The sequence below is a fragment of the uncultured Brachyspira sp. genome, assembly GCF_944390845.1.
Taxonomy (GTDB): domain Bacteria; phylum Spirochaetota; class Brachyspiria; order Brachyspirales; family Brachyspiraceae; genus Brachyspira; species Brachyspira pulli.
Map to the genome: position 1 here is coordinate 23,033 of NZ_CALXRM010000010.1, position 18,257 is coordinate 41,289.

The window sequence follows — 18,257 nt, forward strand, 5'->3', positions numbered from 1 at the left end:
AAAATATAATCAATATTCTAATTAATCATTCTCATACACAGCTTTATCAAATATATCATTTTTCTTTATATTAGTATTATAATATATGAAGAAAAACAAAATTATTAATATAAATTGTGCTGTCGGTATAGCAAACCATATTCCATCAAGCTTCAAAAATATAGGAAGCACAACTATACATAGAGGGCTTACAAAAAGCGGATCTATATAAGTTAAAAATGCTGAATACTTACTTTCGCCAGATGAATAAAAATATGCTGTTCCAAGTCTTACTATAGGCTGAAGTAAAAAAGTTATTGATATTATAAGTAAGCCTGATTTTACAATATTATTTGTTTCTTCTGATGCCCCAAATAATAAGCCTAAATTATTTTTAAAAATAAATATTACAGTAATAATTATTAAGCCTAATGAAAATGCAAATAAAATACCTTTTTTCAAAACCTTTCTCATAAGATTATTTTTACCGGCACCTTTAAAATAACTTATCATAGGCTGACAGCCTTCTGCCACTCCTTCAAATAAATGCAAAATAGAACCAGCTATATAATTTATAACAGAATATGCTGATGCCCCAATATATCCTCCATACTTTATACATTGCAAATTATTAAAAATTACTATCAAAGAAGGTGCCATCACTAAACCAAAAGGAGATAAACCTATCTGTATAGCCCTTTTTGTCATTGATAAATTAAAATCTGATAGTTTTATTCTAGTTCTGTTTTTCTTTCTTATAAATAGATAATAAACTGCTATTAAAGCAACCAATCCCTGAGCTATTATTGTGGCAAGGGCGGCACCGAACATTCCTAATCTAAAAACCATCAAAAATAAATAATCTAATATAATATTTGTAATAAGCCCTACTCCCATAAAACTCATAGCATGAACAGTTTTACCGCAATTTCTTATTATAGGCATGCTTCCAAATGATATTATTTGAAGCGAGCCTCCCAAAATAATAGTTGTAATATATTCATCAGCATAATCAAATATTTTATCCCTTGCTCCAAGTAAATATATAAGAGGATTTTTTAGTAATAATAAAACAATAGTTAATATTATACTGGCTAATATTAAAGAAATAAAAGTATTCACTTTAGCTTTATTAAATCCTTCAATATCATTTTGCCCAAGATATGTAGACATTATAACAGAGCCCCCCATACCAAGCATTACTGCAGTAGCCATGAGCAGAGTACCTATAGGATAAACTAAATTAATTGCAGTAAGCCCAATATCTCCCATAGAATTACCAACGAAGAAACCGTCTACAACTATATAAAATCCTCCAAGCATTGTTGAAACTATAGCAGGAATAATATATTTGAAAAAAGATTTTTCCATACTTTCTACGCTGCTGACTACTGTCATATAAAACTCCTTTAATAAAAATTTAGTACGACGGTGGACTATTATATACATGTTTGCTTCTTTGTCAATAGAGAAAGTACGATTTTTTACTTTTTATTGTTTAGGAGTAATAGATATTGCACACTTTTTAGTTTAAAAAAAGCAGGTATTCCTTATAATTAAATTAGCAAAAAAATAAAAAGGAATACCTATGAAACAATATAATACAAATCAGAAAAAAAAGATAGTATTAACTATTAATAAAGCTAAAAATAAAAAAGTTCAGGCTCTCAAATTTAATATTAGCATAAGAACTTATTACTATTGGAAGAAGAAATTATAAGAAACAGGAACTGTAGAAAATAAGAGTAGGAAACCCAAAAATAGTCCTAATAAGCTTAAAAAGAAAAAGATTATTAATAAAGTAATAGAAGTTCGTAAGAAATACAAATATGGTAAGCTAAAAATTAAAAAACTCTTAGAAAAAGAAAATATTACAATAGGCACTACAGCTATTGAAACAATCTTCAAAGATTATAATCTCTATCAAAATAGAAAGAAGAAAATAAGAAAAAAACATAAAGGAAAGCATGCTATTTATATAAAAGAAGCGGGGGAAAAGGTACAAACAGATGTAAAATATGCTTTCTTTGGGGAAATACGTTATTATCAATTTACTGCTGTAGATATAGCAACAAGAATGAGCTTTAGATATTTATATGCTGAAAAAACACCAGAAAGTACTATTGATTTTACCAAACGTATGCTGAAATATTTTTCTTTTCGTGTTCATTGTATTCAAACAGACAATGGCACAGAATTCACCTATCGTAAGCATTTTTTTGAAACAGAGCATCCGCTAGATAATTTTTGTAAAAATAAACACATCAAAAGAGTTTATAGCCCAGTTGCTAGTCCTTGGTATTGCCGCAGGCACGCAGAGCGATGGAGTAGTAGAAAGTACACATAACCGAGACCAAAAAGAATTTTATGACTTTTGTACAAAAGAATTAACTTTAGAGAAAGCTAATCTAAAACTAAGGAAATATAATAATTTTTGGAATCATAAAAGAATACATTCTAATGCAAAATTATGATACGCCTATGATATACTTTAAGAAATTAAGGAATTCCTAAATGCAATATCTATAGCACCTGTGCAATAATTTTTATTTTTTAGTAAAGATATATTACTATTTTCAATAAAACTTTTAAATTTACTAATATTATCCGTTTCATAAAAATTCATTTTTATGAAAATAAATTTGACTTCTAATATAAAAATATTATATTTAAGACATATAAAAAATAAAGGAAATAAAAAATGAAAATAAAAATATTTTTAATTATAATGATAATTCTATTTGCGGCATCATGTACCAAAAATAACCCTGCTAATCCTCTTCAAAATACTGATAATGTAACAAAAAATAATGCTGATTCAGATAATACTTCTTCTAAGAATGATGGTAACATCAGTGAAAATGTAACAGGAAATAGCACTGATTCAGATAATACTTCTTCTAAGAATGATATAAGCAGCAGTGAAAATAAAACTTCAGAACCAAATTTTGAAGATGATGGTTATGTAGAATTTAGAGGAAAAGCAAAATCAATTGCTAAAAAATTGGATGGAACAGAACTTACAGAATTTGACCCTGAAAATGTGTATGTTGATATTAATGAAAAAGATAAAAGTGCTGTAGTGAATATACCAACTCCTTTTTATTTTAATAATATTAAGTTGGATAATTCTAAACATACATATTATTCAAGTGATTATAGAGGTGAATATACATTAACTATGAAAGTTGAAAATGATTCTATAACAGAGTTTCAGTTTATAATCTTTGATAAAAGTGAAAATATAAAATATTATTATGAAACTGATAGATTGTATAAACTTCAAAAAAATTAATTATATTAATTATTAACTGAGTAATTTAAAATAGGCTTTATATTTTAATTATACAGCCTATTTTTTTATATATTTTTTACATATACCAATATATGCACAGATGGCATAGATATTGAATTTAAGTATTCCTTAATTTTTTGAAGTAAAAAAACGTTGTATCATAATTTTGCATCAGAATGTATGCGTTTATAGTTCCAAAAATTGTTATATACTGAAAATGTTTAAGTTTGTCAATTCTTTTATTCAACTTTTTCCCGCCGCATACGCTCTGCGGACTTCGTCAAAGTTGCAAAAAGTGCAAATATAAAATTAGTGCTAAATCATACTAAAATTGTATTACATGTAAAATAATTTATTACATTTAAGTTTAAATATAGCCTTTCGCGAAGCGTATCTGAGCTTGTCGAGGATATAGCTTCTTTGTGGCAATACTTACAGTACTTCCTTCAGTCGCAAAAGAACTGGGGGTGTGGGGGCTAGTCCCCACAAATAATAAAAATAATAAAATAATTTTTGACAAAATATATTTGTTTCAGTATATATTTAAAATTATTAATATAAGTAGGAAAGAATTATGACTAAATATAATATAAAATTTTATTTTTTAATATCAATATTATATATAGTGTCTTCCTCATTTATATTTTTTGATGATGAAAGAAATATTCAGTTTGTACCATATACCTCTCTTCCTAATAATATTCAGGAATTCGTAAATACATACTTTAACGAATATGAAGTGTATAGTGCTGCAGTATCCACTCATTATATGGTTATTTTTAAAGGCGGTTCATCTATAAACTTTAACAGAAAAGGCGAATGGACTTCTATAATAGGAAACAGAAAAATAATACAGATAAGTACAGCTGAAAAATTTATTGACAGTAAAATCATGAATATCATAAAAAACAAATATACAAGCATAAATAATATATACAAAAGAAGCAAAGGCTATGAGTTTAAAGTAGATGATGCATACTATATTTATATAGACTATAACGGAAATATTTTAAAAATAAAAAAAGCCTAAAAATAATAATATAATTTTTTTATAAAAATATTACATTCTTAAAAAATAAATATGTATATTTATATATCTGCAAAATTAATAAATCATAAGTATTTATAAAAAAAGTTAAAATCATTTAGATTCAAATACATTTTTAATACTGTATTTTAAGCAATTCTATCTACTAATTATAGATTGACATACTGCAAATAATATTATATTGTTTAACCCAAAAAATTATTAATTAAATTATTAAAGGATTTTATATGAAAACAAAAGAAGAATTAGTGGAATTCCTAAATAAAAAAATCAACAATAATCAAAATCTTGCAGATGTTCATAATTATATTTTCTTAAAGGCGTATTTGGAAGATATGATAGAAAAAGAAAAGAACGAAGAAAATCAATAAATTAATTTCTATTAGAAGCAATAAGGATAATTATGGATATTATTTCATATAACAAATTGCCTGAAAAAGCAAGAAATTTTATAGAGACATATTTTTCTGATTATTATATTTTTAAAGTAACATTCAATGCCTCATATAGTGTAGTATTTAAAGGAGGAAGCTCTGTAAACTTCACATCAAGAGGAGAATGGACTTCTATAATAGGAAATGGAAATGAAATACCATTAAATATAGTAGAAAAATTTGCAGAAGATAATATTATAGAAAAAGAAGTATTGAATACTATAAAAGAAAAGTACGAAAGTCCTAATATATACAGAATAATAAAGAAAAAAAACAAGTATGAAATACTTATAAACAACAATATTATCATAATAGATATTGAAGGTAATATTTTAAAAATAAAAAGTGAATAAAATATTAATAAATGCATAGTTGAAATTTGTAATTTTAAGGTTATTATATAATTATGAAAAACATATTGATAATTTTTTTTATATTAAATTCTTTTTTATTGGCACAGTATTATTCATATACTAATATTCCAGATTTTCAAAAAAGTGAATATTTTGTTCATAAAGGAATATCAGGCAAAAAAAATAATGCTGTAATAGTATATACAGAAACTTCTGTTGATAACAATGGATATTGGAATATTAAAGAAACTTATATTAAAGGTTTTGTAACAAATAAAAAATTAAAAGATCCATTCCAATTAGAAGAAAGTATGATGACTAATATTAGAAAGTCAGAAATGTATTCTATTATAGACTTGGAAAATATGAGAACAGTTTATAATAAAACAATAGACTATTATGATTTTGGAACAATGGAACATACATTTGATATAAGGGGCAAAGTAAATTATACAAACAATGCTGGTTCATTTGCAATATTTTCTATGTACGGAATATATCAAATGGCAAGAACCTTCCCTCTTGATATAACAAATGAAATGAATATTATAATGCCTATGGCTTCAAAAGATAATAAGGTAAAAGTATCAATAGTAAATAATGGAATAAAAAAAATAAAAATAAAAGATGAAGAAAAGGAATGTTATGAAATGGAAATAAAAGGAGAAGGTATTCCATTTTCAATATTCCTTCCAAAAATAGCTGCATATATTGAAAAAGATGATAAAACAAGAAAAATAATCAAATACAATACTATGTCTGGTATGCTTGATACTACAGATATTTTTCTTACTGACACAGTAAAAAAATAGTAAATTAATTAGGAGAAAATAATAATGAGTGAATTAAAAGTTGATTGTATAAGTATAAACATGTACGGAATGAATTCTTATGTAGTATCCGTTGATGATGAAGCTATGATTATAGATATAGCAAAATTATCATTCGGATATGATGATTATAAAAAATTATTAGAAGGTAAAAAATTAGTAAGAGTAATATATACACATGGACATTTTGATCATATATCCGGAGCTGATGATATAAGAAAAGAATTTCCAGATGTTCCTCATTGCGTTCATAACTTGGATTATAATTTCTTTCAAGATCCTAATTTAAATGTAAGTGCATATTTAGGAAGCATATTAAAATGTCAAAGCCCAGAAATACAATTTGATGACGGAGATACTTTCAAATTAAAAGACAGAGAGTTTAAAGTAATACATACACCGGGTCATACTGGAGGCGGAGTATGTTTCTATACAGAAGGACATTTATTCTGCGGAGATACTGTATTTGCTTATGGAATAGGAAGAACTGACTTACCTACTGGTGATTATGATACATTAGAAAAAAGCATAAAAGAAAAAGTATTTACTTTAGATGATGATACTTTATTATATCCGGGACATGATGCTTACGGATTTAAATTATCACAAAGAAAGAAAATGGGTGTGTTTTAATACATTTATATAAATGATAATTAGTGCAAGCAGAAGAACCGATATACCTTCATCTCATTACAAATGGTTTTTAAATAGATTAAAAGAAGGATATGTTATTACTCAAAATCCTATAAGTAAAAATAAATTCTATAAAATACCATTAAATAAAAATATTGTAGATATTATAGTATTTTGGTCAAAGAATCCTAATATAGATTTTTTGAAAGAGGTAAAAAATTTAGGATATAATTTCTACTTGCATTTTACTATCACGCCTTATAATAAAGATATAGAAAAGAATATACCAGATAAAAATATATTAATAGAAAATTTCAAAACTATAAGTAAATTATTCGGTAAAGATAGTATTGTATGGAGATATGATCCTATTATACTAAATAATAATTTTGATATAAATTATCATAAAGAAAACTTTGAAAATTTTGCCGGAAGCTTAAATGGATATACTGATGAATGTATATTCAGCTTTATTCAAATATATTCAAAAATAAAAAATAATATAAGCAATATAAATGATAATAATGAAGACAAAATTATATTAATAAATAAATTAAAAGAAATATCAGAAAAAAATAATATAAAATTAAAATCTTGTTCTCAAGACTTTGATATAACAGAGAAATCATCTTGTATAGATAAAAACAGAATACAAAAAATATTAGGCTATACTATAAAAGAAAATAAAGATAAATCCCAAAGAAAATTATGCAATTGTATAGAAAGCATTGATATAGGAACATACAATACCTGTACAAACGGCTGCATATACTGTTATGCCAATTCAAAAAACATATTAAAGGAATATGATATAAATAATGATATTCTATCCAATAAAAAAATAGATTACAGTACAGCTGATATAAAAGAAAGAAAAATCATTTATAACAATAAAGAAGATAAACTTTCTCTATTAGAATAAATTAAAAATCCTTCATTATATTTTCATATTTTAATTTATCATTGAACATATCCAAATATATTTCATATTTTTTATTATAATAATTACTTAATTCTTTATTAGGCTTTACAATATCACCAAGTTTTCCCATATTTCTCAAAGCCTCTTTATATGTAGGATATATTCCTGAAGCTATAGAAGCATTAATAGCACTTCCCAAAACAACTGCCTCATCATGACCTGCAAAATAAATATCCTGACAGCAAATATCAGCCAATTCCTGCATATATAAAGAATTCTTCACAGCTCCGCCGCATACTATTATAGAATTGATTTTATATCCATTATTTCTTGCCACTTCAATAATATGTCTTGTACCAAAGCATATACTGTCAAGTACTGCCAAATATATTTTAGCCATAGATTCTAAATTTTCAGCCATATCTAAACCAATAATCATTCCTCTAGGTTTATTATCTGCTCTAGGAGATCTATTGCCGTAATGATAATCTAATACATGCAAATCTTTTATTATATACGGATCTTTTTCTCTTAATCTTTTTATTTCATCATTTAATATATCATATATCTTATTATGATTTCCATTTACCTCTTTAAGTAAAGTATTATAATAAGAATGATTTCTTAATGTATAATCAAGCAAACTTCCATAAGCACTTTGTCCGCCTTCATTAAGCCACATATTAGAAACCATAGCATTATAATAAGGTCCCCATATTCCCGGTATAAAAGTAGATTCTTTTCTATTCATCATATGACAAGCAGATGTTCCTGCCACTATAACAAGCACATCATCTGCCTCATCTCTCAAAGAACCTAATCCGCCAGCATGAGCATCTATCATTCCAACAGCAACTTTTACATTTTCACTCAAACCTAATTCTAAAGCACTTTGTTTTGTAAGATTTCCAGCAAAACTTCCTGGTTCTTTAACTGTATTTCCTATTTTATTATCTTCCAATAAATCCTCTAGTCCTATAGATTGAAAGAAGCTTTTATCCCAACTATTTTCATGTGCTAAATATGTCCATTTACAAGCTAATGTACATGAACTTCTTATCTCAGAACCGCATGCCTTATACTGAAGAAAATCTGCTAAATCAAAAAATTTTGCAATTCTTTTATAGGAGCTATTTAAATTGTTTTTTAACCATAAAATCTTTGGCATTTCCATTTCTATGCTTATCTTTCCGCCTACATAATTTAAAACTTTATAATTATTAGAATTTATAAATTCAGTTTCTTTTTCAGCCCTATGATCCATCCACATTATTATATTCCAATAATTATCATTATCAGGATTAACACTTACAGGCTTATCATCTTTATCTAACACAACAAGCGAACAAGTAGCATCAAAACCTATGGCAATAATGTCTGAAGGATTAATCTTTGATTCCTTTATACTTTCTTTTACTACATAACAAAGACTATCCCATATATCTTCAGATGACTGCTCTACAAAATTTCCAGACATCTTTCTCATCTTTATATCTTTGCTTTTAAATATTACACTTTCACCTTTCACAGAAAATATACCAGCTCTTACGCTTCCGCTTCCTACATCTATACCTATAACATATTGCATAAAAAAACTCCTATAATTAAAAGTCAAAATTAAGATAATTATTTATAAACTCACCTACTCCATTTTCTTCATTGCTTTTGGTTATATATTGGCATTTTTCTTTTACTGATTTTTCAGCATTATCAACAGCAACCGATATGCCGGAAAATTCAAGCATTTCTAAATCATTATTATTGTCTCCAAAAGCCATGACATTTTCTCTATTAAGATTATATTTATTTAGTAAAAATTCCAAAGCATTAGCCTTTGAAACTTCTTTATTCATAACCTCTAAATATACTTCTCTTGAAAATGTAAAATACAAATCATTTCCAAATATATTTTGTAATTCAAACTCTATATTTTTTAATACAGCATTTTCACCTATAAACATAAATTTAGTAAAAGAAAAATCTTCTATACCTTCAAAACCAATAATATAATTATGTATCTGTGCTATTGCTATATAATAATTAAGCCATTTCTCATCAAAGAAGCCTATATTCCATCTATTGCCTAAAAATGATTGATAATATACATTATATTTCTTTGCCATGCTTATAAGTTTCTTTCCAGTATCAGAATCTAAACTTTTCTCATATATGATATTAGAATCCTTATCCGTTATCATAGCACCATTAAATGATATTAACTCGCTGTCTATATTCAAATCATATAAAAATTTCAAAGCTGATGATGTAGGTCTTCCAGTAGAAAGTATTATTTTTATTCCATTATTATAAGCTCTTTTTAAAACATTTTTATTATAATCACTTATTTGATGATTATTATTTAAAAGAGTTCCGTCTAAATCTAAGGCTATTAATTTAATGCTATTCAAAATATCCTCATAATTATTTAAATAATTTGAACAAAATAATAATTAGTTTATATTTTATATGGAAATAAAAAATATGAAAAAAATTATGATTTGTATTATATTAAATCATATATTTCTAAATCACTTAAATCATCATACATTATTCTTTTTATTTTTTCGCTTTCATTTAATAAATCAGCTATTTCTTCTAATAATTCCTGATGATGTTCATTATTTTCAGCAGCTAATGTAAATAGTAAAAATACTCTGTTTTTTTCATCAAAATCAACACCATCTCTAATTTTTAAAAGAGTAATTCCATTTTTTATAACACCGTCTTCCGGTCTGGCATGAGACATAGCCATTCCGTCACCAAGTACAATATAAGGTCCTGATTCTTTGATATTATTTACAATACAATCAACATATCTAGGTTCTACGCATTTATTTTCTACTAAAAGCTCAGCTCCCTTTCTTATAGCTTCTTCCCAATTACTTACATTATCAATTATATCTATTTTGTTTCTTATTAGCTGTTTTAGCATATTCACACCCCCAAATAATAAACTACTATTATGTATAATATAGTATAGTTTTATTTTATTTATTTGTCAAATTATATTATTTATGTGTATTTAAGTATTAAAAAATAACTATTCATAGTTTTTAACTGATAAAATCAGAAATTCCGATAGTAAGTAACTATAGATATAACAATTTTTCTATAAATAGGTTATATTATATAATGAAAATAATTGTAAACAATATTTAAAAAAGGACTGCTGAGTGCGTCAAAGAAATAGGTACTCTAGGTTTAGAATGTATATAGCTACAACCTTGTTAGCTTTTATGATACCTGCTTTGTTTAGCGTTTCATTAGTATTATCAAATAAACAAAAGTATCTTGATAATGTTATAGAATATATAAACAAAGTAAGTCCTATAGATATTTCTGTATCCGATATAAGTATATCCTATAAATTAGAATTAGTACTTGATAATGTTAAGCTATATTCTAAAAATAACCCTGATGCTTTCTTTGATATGGATAGAGCCTCTTTGCGTTTTAATTTATTTAGAATATTTATCAAAAGAGATCCTTTATATCTTTTAAGCGACATTGCTATAGATAATGCTGATTTTTATCCTGTATTATTAGATACCTCTATATTCGGCAGCGGAGGAGGTAGTAAAAACTCTTATGAGGATATCAGAAAACTTATAAATAGTATAACTCCAATATTTATGGATAAAAATATTAGTATAAAGAACTTCTCTACAAAAATAGTAGATAATAGTAATAATGTCACAGAAGCATCTTTAAACTCTTTAGATGGTAATTTTAGATCTTATGGTTATTTTCTTTCATATAATATAGATTTGCCTGATAAAACTACTGTACATTTTTCTTTAGAAAGTAAAACTAATTTATCAGAAATAACTTCATTAATACATGCCAAAGATGAACATGGGGATTTATTTGTATATAATCTGTTATTAACAAACAGCAGTGATGGAGTAAAAGGCAGTTTACAAAATAAAAAAAATAATAATAATTTCTTAAATGTACAATATGATTATAATGAACAAGATATAAGCTTCTCTGCTACAAATATAAAAGTAACAAAAGATACTATATATAAATTCATGAATATTGCTTTAGATACTCCTATCATTTATAGATTCGTTAAATTAGATGAAAAAACAATATCTACAATAAGCAACTCTATAGATACATTCAGAGATCTTGATATTAATGCTTATGGTAATTATTCATTAACTAATATGACAAATTCATATATAGATTTTGATTTAAGAGTAAGAGATAAATTATTTAATGTAGCAGTTAATGCTGAACTTACCAATAACAGTATAATACTATCTAATGCATACGTAAATGCATTAGAAGGTAATATAGTAGCAAGCGGAATAGTACCATTAGGAGATCCTGTATCAAGCTTACTATCATTAAATGTAAATAATATAAAAGCCGGAGATAAACCTTTATCTACAAAATTATATTTAAGACCTCTAAAAATAGATGATAAGGAAATTAAATCAAGATTTACAATATCTGAATTTACTTATGCAAATACATTAACCAAACCTTTAGCATTTGATTTTCTATATAATAGAGATGAAAAAGAAATAGGACTTGATTTAGTAGCAAGTAAATATGATCAGCCTTTAAGTGCTAAATTTTCTTTGGATAAAACAAAACCTGTTCTAATCAGTGCAAAAGGTGTAATACCTCAAGAAATTTTCATGGTGGCATTAGGCCAAAATGTAATAGATAACCTTTCATCACTAAATGTTGAATATACTATGAGTAATGCATTATATACTCAAGATAAAGGAAATGTACATGTATTAAAGGCATCATCTAAAAAGATATACACAGAAGAATATTTAATAAGAATAGGAGCTTCAGCATATAAAAATGTAATAGAAATTAATGATATTTACTATAGACTTTCAGAAAACGGCGGAATAAATGCAAATGCTAAAATAGAATATGATAAGAATTTAAATGTAAAAATAGAAGGTAATCTAAATACCCCTGCTGGAAATTATGGTTTAAGCGGATTTTCAACAACATCTACTAACGGAAGCAAGGTAATATATGCCTCTACAGATAAATCAGAAATAATTGCAAGCGGTATAATATCAACAAACGGATTATTGGATTTAAATATAAAAACTCCAAAAACTTTAAGTATAAAAGATATCGATTTAAATGTAGATGTGAATGTTAATAACTATACTCAGCAGCCTATATATTTATATGGAAATATAAAGGCTAATAAAAATTTAGCACCTATATTTGCTCTAAATACTCAATTTGAATTGTCAAATCAAAGTATAATGTTTACAAACATCATATTAGATTATGGTGAAAACAGAGTATCCGGAAACGGAATATTGGCATCTTCTGACGGAATAAATAAATTTACAGTATTATTAAAAGATATAGAAAATGACGGAATATTAGCATTAGATGCTTCAATCAATAAAAATAATGTATATGGAAAAGTTACTATCAGCCAATTACCATTTGATATCAGCGGTCAGGCTTATGGAGTATTAACAGCTAATGCTACATTAATAGGTTTAATGAGCAGCCCTGTTGTTTATCTTGAAAAATTTGATGTTAAAGATTTTCAAATACCTGGTATGAGATTTGATATTTCATTATCCGGTTATTATAAAACTGATGAATTAGAATTAAAAGATATATTAGTAACAAAAACAGGAGATTTTGGTACAGTTTCAGCAAAACCATTTGCCAAAAAACAGCAAATAAAAATACCTTATGCATACTTCTCAAGAGATTTGCAGAATATGAAAGTAGAAGTTAATAATATGACTTTCTTAAGTTCATTTTCTGGTACTATAGATTATAATATGAGAAGATTGCCAGATGACAGACAGGAATTTAGAATACAAACAACACCTATAACAATAAACAAAAGAAAATTACCGGAATTCGGTACAATAATGACTTATAATGGTGAAGACATAATATTCACAAATACAAAGAAACATGGTATCTCAGGTTCCATAACAAAAGAATTAGGCAATACCAAAACAGATTTAGTTTATGTATATGATAATGATGATATGCTCAATATAGATGGAGTTATAAAAAATACTAAAAGAGATCAAGTGGATTTATTAATTACTTCAGACATAATAAATGTAGAAGTATTTGAAATATTTAATGTATTATTCACAGAAATTAACTCCTCCCCTACTAACTTTATGGTAGACGGAAATCCATATACATTATATGCCCATATACATGGTGATGCTGATAATGTCGCTATAGACGGAAGATTCTTAGGTCATGGTAAAAGAGTAAAAATAGCATATTTTAATGATGTATTTGACGACACAATAGTAGATTTCGGCTTTAACGGACACATGTTTGATGTAAATAATTTGACATTCACATCTAAGAAAAAGAAAAACTTGAGTATAACAGGCGAAGCAGAAATATTCAAAAACAATATAAACTATATGGCATTCGATTTATTGTCATCAGATGAACAGCTAGGACTTTTAGACGGAAATTTAAATTTAGGTATTGCTAAAGTTAAAGGCCCTGTACATGTTGATATAACAGTAGGCGGAAATATGGCTGCTCCTAGAATAGGAGGAGTTCTTACTTTAATGAAAAGTGATGTTCAATTATCAATATCATCTCAAAATACATATAAAGAACGTGTATATGGAATATTAAGTAAAATTTATTGGGATTTCACTATAGAAGCTTGGAAACAGGTTAGAGTTGCTCATAACTTAGTAGGTGATGTATACTTGGAAGAAGGCTCTAAAATGAGAGTTTACAATACTATTATGGACGGTATAGAGCTTGCTGGTACTGTAAATGTAGACAGAGGAAGTATTTATTATCTACAAAATATATATCAGTTAGAAAGCGGTTCTGTTACATTCCCGCCTAATAACAGTTTAGATCCTATAATAACAGCTACAGCATACACATATAAAAAGTATTATCCTACCACAGCTAATTTATCTTCTCAATCATTTGAAAGTGAATTATCCGGTGAAAATGTAACTTTATATATGGAAATGAATTCTAGATTATCTCAGTTGGTATCATCTCAAGACGGAGGAATATCACCTGTAAAATTCTACACTATACCTGCATTAGGACAATATCAAGTTAATCAATTAGCCGGAATACCTCAAGGTACTTTTGGAGACAGAGAAAATCAAATGTTTGCAGAAAGTGCTGCTAATAGAAATACTATGAATAACGACCAATTACAGCAGCTTACTATGAATTACAGCGACTTACTTTTAAGAAGTACCGTATTAAGACCTGTAGAAAGATGGTTCAGACAGTTCTTAGGAATAGACTATATTAACTTAAGCCCTACAGTAGTAAATAACTTGCTATTTGTTACAAATAATAATAGTATAAGTCCTACTTCTATATGGGATAATACAAGTGTTGGTATTGGAAAATATGTTTCTAAATATTTGTATTTAAAATACGATGTTACCTATAGAGTTAATGATACATCAAGACCTAGTGTTAATGGTAAAAACGTGGATCCTTATTATTTTGACCATCAATTTGGTTTTGAAGTATCTTTACTAAAAAATTATAAACTTGCAAATTTTGTTTTTGAGTATAAAATAAATCCTTTCGATATACAAGGAAAAGGACAAGATTTTAACATAGTTACTCGGTGGAGATTTTAGTGAATTTTATTAAGAAAAATTGTATTATCTTATTTTCATTTCTGGCATTAACTGTAGCTTTTTTGATAGCTGCAGAAAGTGACTTTGAAAATTTACAAACAGCAAAAAATATAGCTGTATATGAAGGTCTTGAAATAAAGCGTATAGATGTTACAGGAGAATCTAGGCTTACAAAAGATCAAATAATTAACAGCTTTCCAATAAAGGCTGGAAGTAAATTTAAAAGGGCTGAAATAAATGAAGCTATAAAAAAACTATTTGATACTCAATCATTTGACAGAGTTGCTATTGATGCTAATAGAGAAGATGACGGAGTTGTATTAAATATTGTAGTAGCTGAAAGATACATAATAAAAGATATAGAGTATATTGGAAATAAGCGTTTAAGCAGAACTGCACTTAATGATGCCATAAAACCAATAATGAAGCCCGGAAATCCATATATACCTCAAAAACTTAATGAGGCAGTTAATGCTATTATTACCAACTATCAGGATAAAGGCTATTTAAAAGCTTATGTTGAACCTAAAGTAATAGAAAATAATGATACTTCTGATGTTGTTATACAAATGAACATAGTGGAAGGAAATGAAGTAAAAGTAGCTAATATAAGATTCCATGGCAATACCCATTTTTCTGCTAATGAATTAAAAAGACAAATGTCAACAAAAGAAAACGGATTTATGGCACTCGGTAAATTTAATGAGTTTAAATTTGAAGAGGATAAAACCAAAATCGTAAAGTATTATGCAGACCGAGGTTATTACAGAGCCAAAGTAGATAATGTAAAGTTCACATATCAATGGAGAGATCCGCAGATAAAAAATGAACAGGACTTAATAATAGATATATATGTTACTGAAGGTGATAAATATTATTTCGGCGATATAGGATTTAAAGGTAATTTCATTATATCTTCTGAAAATATACAAAAAGATATTAAATCAAAAAAAGGTGCTTTATATAATTATACTTATCATATGACAGATTATCAAGGCATACAAAATAAGTATTCTGAAAGAGGTTATATATTCAGACAAGTTATACCGGTAATTACTGTTAATGAAGAAAATAAAATAGTAAATATAATGTACGATATTGTAGAAAACGATAAAGCACATATAGAAAATATCACTATAGCTGGAAATACAAAAACTAAAGATTTTGTTATACAAAGATATGTTGATATAAAAGCTGGTGAAGTATTTAATACAACTAAAATACAAAGACTTCAAGAAAGATTATATAATACACAATTCTTTGATAATATTAATATAGGAGTTAAACCTGGTTCTGCTGAAGGATTGATGGAATTGACTTTAAATGTAACAGAAGGTAAAACTGCAATGGTATCAGGCGGAGGCGGTTTCTCTACTGGTTCAGGATTTAAAGTATTTGCTTCTATAAGGGAAAATAACTTCTTAGGAAGAGGCTTACAATTAGGATTAAGCGGTGAATTAGGAGAAACACAGAAACGTATAGCTGTAAATTTTGCTGAGCCTTATTTACTTAATCTTCCAATATATTTAGGTGTTGATTTATCATACTTTAATGAGGGTATAAATACTGGTTATGAAATAGGAGCAGACTCATTTGGAATACCTAAATATTCATATTATACAAGACATGGTTTTGAAGGTATAGTAAGACTCGGTTATTATTTTGCTGATTATTATTCTACTTTCATAACATTCGATACAATAGTTCAGCAGTATCAGCAGGGAAAAGATCAGGGTGCCAATGCCGATGGACCTAATTATGTACTTAATGATATTAAAAAATATTTAGTACATAGAATCAATAAGAAGGACGGTTCTTTCTTAAGATGGCAAAGTGATTGGTTTACAACATTTATTATATCTTACTCACTTCTTCGTGACAGCAGAAACGATTATCTTAACCCTACAAGAGGAAGCTTCTTAAGAGGTATAGTAGATTTATACTTCGGACATACTCAATTAACAAGAATGAACTTAACAGGATTCTTAGCTATACCTGCAACAGATTGGCTTTCATTTGCCTTCTATGGAGAATTAGGTCAAATAATAGCTACTCCTGGACTTCCTTTACAAAATGACGCTGATGTTTTATACTATCTTAACCCATTTGAAGATGTACGCGGTTGGGATACTTCTAAATATACTATATTTAAGAAAAATAGAGGTTTATCAACTTATGATATGGCTGGAACTCCTAATGAAGATGGAACAGCTACTACAGATTCTTGGAGTTATGGTAGAGCAAAAGTAAGATTCTTCGCTGAACTTCGTATACCAATAGTACCAAAAACATTAGGATTTGTTACTTTCCTTGATGCAGGTCAATTATGGATGCCTGGAAGTACTGGCTGGAATGAAGACGGAGATGCTAAAACTTATCCTTCTCAATTTATGGATATTAAGGATATATTTGATCCGTCTCAATACATATATTCTGTTGGTTTTGGTTTAAGACTTACTATACCGATATTCAATGTAAGATTCTATGTTGCAAAAAGATTTGTATACAATAAAAATGATGTTGGTTTCGGTAAAGGATTCCAAGACTTTGAAGGAGATAGTTTTACTCCGCTTGGAGCTTGGTTCGGCAGAGGTTGGGGAATTGCATTTACTATGAACCACCCATTCTATTAAGAATATATTATTTTGATAATAATTTTATAATTTATAAATAAAAAGGAGATAAAAATGAAAAAGTATTATATTATGAGTTTATTATTTATAGCTACACTTGTAGTATCAATTGTCAGCCCAAGAGTATTTACACAATCATATAGACTTACAAAAGTTGGATATATTGATCTTGAAAGAGTTATCAAAGAACTTACAAGCGATGAAGTGTTTGTTGAAAAATTAAAAGCAAAATTAGAAGAATATAAACTTCAGGAAGCTCAGCAAACAAATATGGAAGATACTTCAATAGCTCAAAACAATAGAGATTATTCTTTAAGAGGCGAAGTAAAAAGACAAGTTGCTAATTCACTTATGACTATAGTTAAAAAAGAAGGATACACTTTAATATTAGAAAGAACAGAACATGCTATACTATATGCTGACAGAAATTTTGATATTACAGAATCAGTTATTGCAAATGTAAAAGCATCATTACAGAGATAATTATTAGTCATTAATTATTAACTAT

16 protein-coding genes are annotated in these 18,257 nt (G+C 27.0%); 12 read left to right on the plus strand and 4 right to left on the minus strand.

Annotation, left to right across the window (positions count from 1 at the left end):
• Positions 1–21: 21 nt before the first annotated feature.
• Positions 22–1,377, minus strand: a complete 1,356-nt coding sequence (locus Q0K52_RS03395; protein ID WP_297296470.1) for an MATE family efflux transporter — start codon at positions 1,375–1,377, stop codon at positions 22–24.
• A gap of 190 nt (positions 1,378–1,567) precedes the next feature.
• Between Q0K52_RS03395 and Q0K52_RS03400 the strand changes: the two genes are divergently transcribed.
• The 9 genes from Q0K52_RS03400 (at position 1,568) to Q0K52_RS03440 (ending at position 7,494) form a co-directional block, all read left to right on the plus strand.
• A complete protein-coding gene (locus Q0K52_RS03400; RefSeq protein ID WP_275041619.1) occupies positions 1,568–1,699 on the plus strand; it encodes a hypothetical protein in 132 nt (43 codons plus the stop codon).
• 315 nt (positions 1,700–2,014) lie between these two features.
• Positions 2,015–2,326: a DDE-type integrase/transposase/recombinase gene (locus Q0K52_RS03405; RefSeq protein WP_297296535.1), complete on the plus strand. Its 312-nt coding sequence runs from the start codon at positions 2,015–2,017 to the stop codon at positions 2,324–2,326.
• Positions 2,327–2,680: 354 nt separating this feature from the next.
• Positions 2,681–3,274 carry a hypothetical protein gene (locus tag Q0K52_RS03410; RefSeq protein ID WP_297296474.1) on the plus strand — a complete coding sequence of 198 codons (594 nt, stop codon included), beginning with the start codon at positions 2,681–2,683 and terminating at the stop codon, positions 3,272–3,274.
• 574 nt (positions 3,275–3,848) lie between these two features.
• Positions 3,849–4,304: a PepSY-like domain-containing protein gene (locus Q0K52_RS03415; protein ID WP_297296476.1), complete on the plus strand. Its 456-nt coding sequence runs from the start codon at positions 3,849–3,851 to the stop codon at positions 4,302–4,304.
• A gap of 245 nt (positions 4,305–4,549) precedes the next feature.
• Complete coding sequence (locus Q0K52_RS03420) at positions 4,550–4,693, plus strand: hypothetical protein (RefSeq protein WP_167336130.1); 144 nt, start codon at positions 4,550–4,552, stop codon at positions 4,691–4,693.
• A gap of 32 nt (positions 4,694–4,725) precedes the next feature.
• A complete protein-coding gene (locus Q0K52_RS03425) occupies positions 4,726–5,109 on the plus strand; it encodes a PepSY-like domain-containing protein (RefSeq protein ID WP_297296479.1) in 384 nt (127 codons plus the stop codon).
• A 53-nt stretch (positions 5,110–5,162) separates the two neighbouring features.
• Complete coding sequence (locus Q0K52_RS03430) at positions 5,163–5,921, plus strand: hypothetical protein (RefSeq protein ID WP_297296481.1); 759 nt, start codon at positions 5,163–5,165, stop codon at positions 5,919–5,921.
• Between the two features lie 24 nt (positions 5,922–5,945).
• Complete coding sequence (locus Q0K52_RS03435; protein WP_297296483.1) at positions 5,946–6,572, plus strand: MBL fold metallo-hydrolase; 627 nt, start codon at positions 5,946–5,948, stop codon at positions 6,570–6,572.
• A 13-nt stretch (positions 6,573–6,585) separates the two neighbouring features.
• Positions 6,586–7,494, plus strand: coding sequence for a DUF1848 domain-containing protein (locus Q0K52_RS03440; protein WP_297296485.1), 909 nt, complete (start codon positions 6,586–6,588; stop codon positions 7,492–7,494).
• 1 nt (position 7,495) lies between these two features.
• Here Q0K52_RS03440 and Q0K52_RS03445 read toward each other — a convergent pair whose 3' ends face one another.
• The 3 genes from Q0K52_RS03445 to Q0K52_RS03455 form a co-directional block, all read right to left on the minus strand.
• Entirely contained in the window at positions 7,496–9,082 is a 1,587-nt protein-coding gene (locus Q0K52_RS03445; protein ID WP_297296487.1) for an FGGY-family carbohydrate kinase, read from the minus strand.
• Between the two features lie 16 nt (positions 9,083–9,098).
• The gene (locus Q0K52_RS03450) at positions 9,099–9,902 is read right to left on the minus strand and encodes a Cof-type HAD-IIB family hydrolase (protein ID WP_297296489.1); all 804 of its coding nucleotides are present in this window, start codon (positions 9,900–9,902) and stop codon (positions 9,099–9,101) included.
• A gap of 95 nt (positions 9,903–9,997) precedes the next feature.
• Positions 9,998–10,426 (minus strand): PTS sugar transporter subunit IIA, encoded by a 429-nt coding sequence (locus Q0K52_RS03455; RefSeq protein ID WP_297296491.1) that lies wholly within the window; start codon positions 10,424–10,426, stop codon positions 9,998–10,000.
• A gap of 304 nt (positions 10,427–10,730) precedes the next feature.
• On the opposite strand from Q0K52_RS03455, the gene Q0K52_RS03460 reads away from it, so the two are divergent.
• From Q0K52_RS03460 to Q0K52_RS03470, 3 genes are read left to right on the plus strand one after another with little or no spacing between them, the layout of a single operon-like run.
• A complete protein-coding gene (locus Q0K52_RS03460; protein ID WP_297296537.1) occupies positions 10,731–15,116 on the plus strand; it encodes a hypothetical protein in 4,386 nt (1,461 codons plus the stop codon).
• A complete protein-coding gene (bamA, locus tag Q0K52_RS03465; RefSeq protein ID WP_297296493.1) occupies positions 15,116–17,749 on the plus strand; it encodes an outer membrane protein assembly factor BamA in 2,634 nt (877 codons plus the stop codon). The genes Q0K52_RS03460 and bamA overlap by 1 nt, the downstream gene beginning before the upstream one ends.
• A gap of 54 nt (positions 17,750–17,803) precedes the next feature.
• Complete coding sequence (locus Q0K52_RS03470) at positions 17,804–18,232, plus strand: OmpH family outer membrane protein (RefSeq protein ID WP_297296495.1); 429 nt, start codon at positions 17,804–17,806, stop codon at positions 18,230–18,232.
• Positions 18,233–18,257 lie beyond the last annotated feature (25 nt).

Bases quoted from the DNA above. Each gene is read 5' to 3' on its own strand.
- Q0K52_RS03415 (WP_297296476.1), top strand. From the start codon at position 3,849: ATGACTAAATATAATATAAAATTTTATTTTTTAATATCAATATTATAT.
- Q0K52_RS03435 (WP_297296483.1), top strand. From the start codon at position 5,946: ATGAGTGAATTAAAAGTTGATTGTATAAGTATAAACATGTACGGAATG.
- Q0K52_RS03430 (WP_297296481.1), top strand. From the start codon at position 5,163: ATGAAAAACATATTGATAATTTTTTTTATATTAAATTCTTTTTTATTG.
- Q0K52_RS03420 (WP_167336130.1), top strand. From the start codon at position 4,550: ATGAAAACAAAAGAAGAATTAGTGGAATTCCTAAATAAAAAAATCAAC.
- Q0K52_RS03470 (WP_297296495.1), top strand. From the start codon at position 17,804: ATGAAAAAGTATTATATTATGAGTTTATTATTTATAGCTACACTTGTA.
- Q0K52_RS03460 (WP_297296537.1), top strand. From the start codon at position 10,731: ATGATACCTGCTTTGTTTAGCGTTTCATTAGTATTATCAAATAAACAA.
- Q0K52_RS03425 (WP_297296479.1), top strand. From the start codon at position 4,726: ATGGATATTATTTCATATAACAAATTGCCTGAAAAAGCAAGAAATTTT.
- Q0K52_RS03455 (WP_297296491.1), bottom strand. From the start codon at position 10,426: ATGCTAAAACAGCTAATAAGAAACAAAATAGATATAATTGATAATGTA.
- Q0K52_RS03410 (WP_297296474.1), top strand. From the start codon at position 2,681: ATGAAAATAAAAATATTTTTAATTATAATGATAATTCTATTTGCGGCA.
- Q0K52_RS03440 (WP_297296485.1), top strand. From the start codon at position 6,586: ATGATAATTAGTGCAAGCAGAAGAACCGATATACCTTCATCTCATTAC.
- Q0K52_RS03395 (WP_297296470.1), bottom strand. From the start codon at position 1,377: ATGACAGTAGTCAGCAGCGTAGAAAGTATGGAAAAATCTTTTTTCAAA.
- Q0K52_RS03400 (WP_275041619.1), top strand. From the start codon at position 1,568: ATGAAACAATATAATACAAATCAGAAAAAAAAGATAGTATTAACTATT.
- Q0K52_RS03445 (WP_297296487.1), bottom strand. From the start codon at position 9,082: ATGCAATATGTTATAGGTATAGATGTAGGAAGCGGAAGCGTAAGAGCT.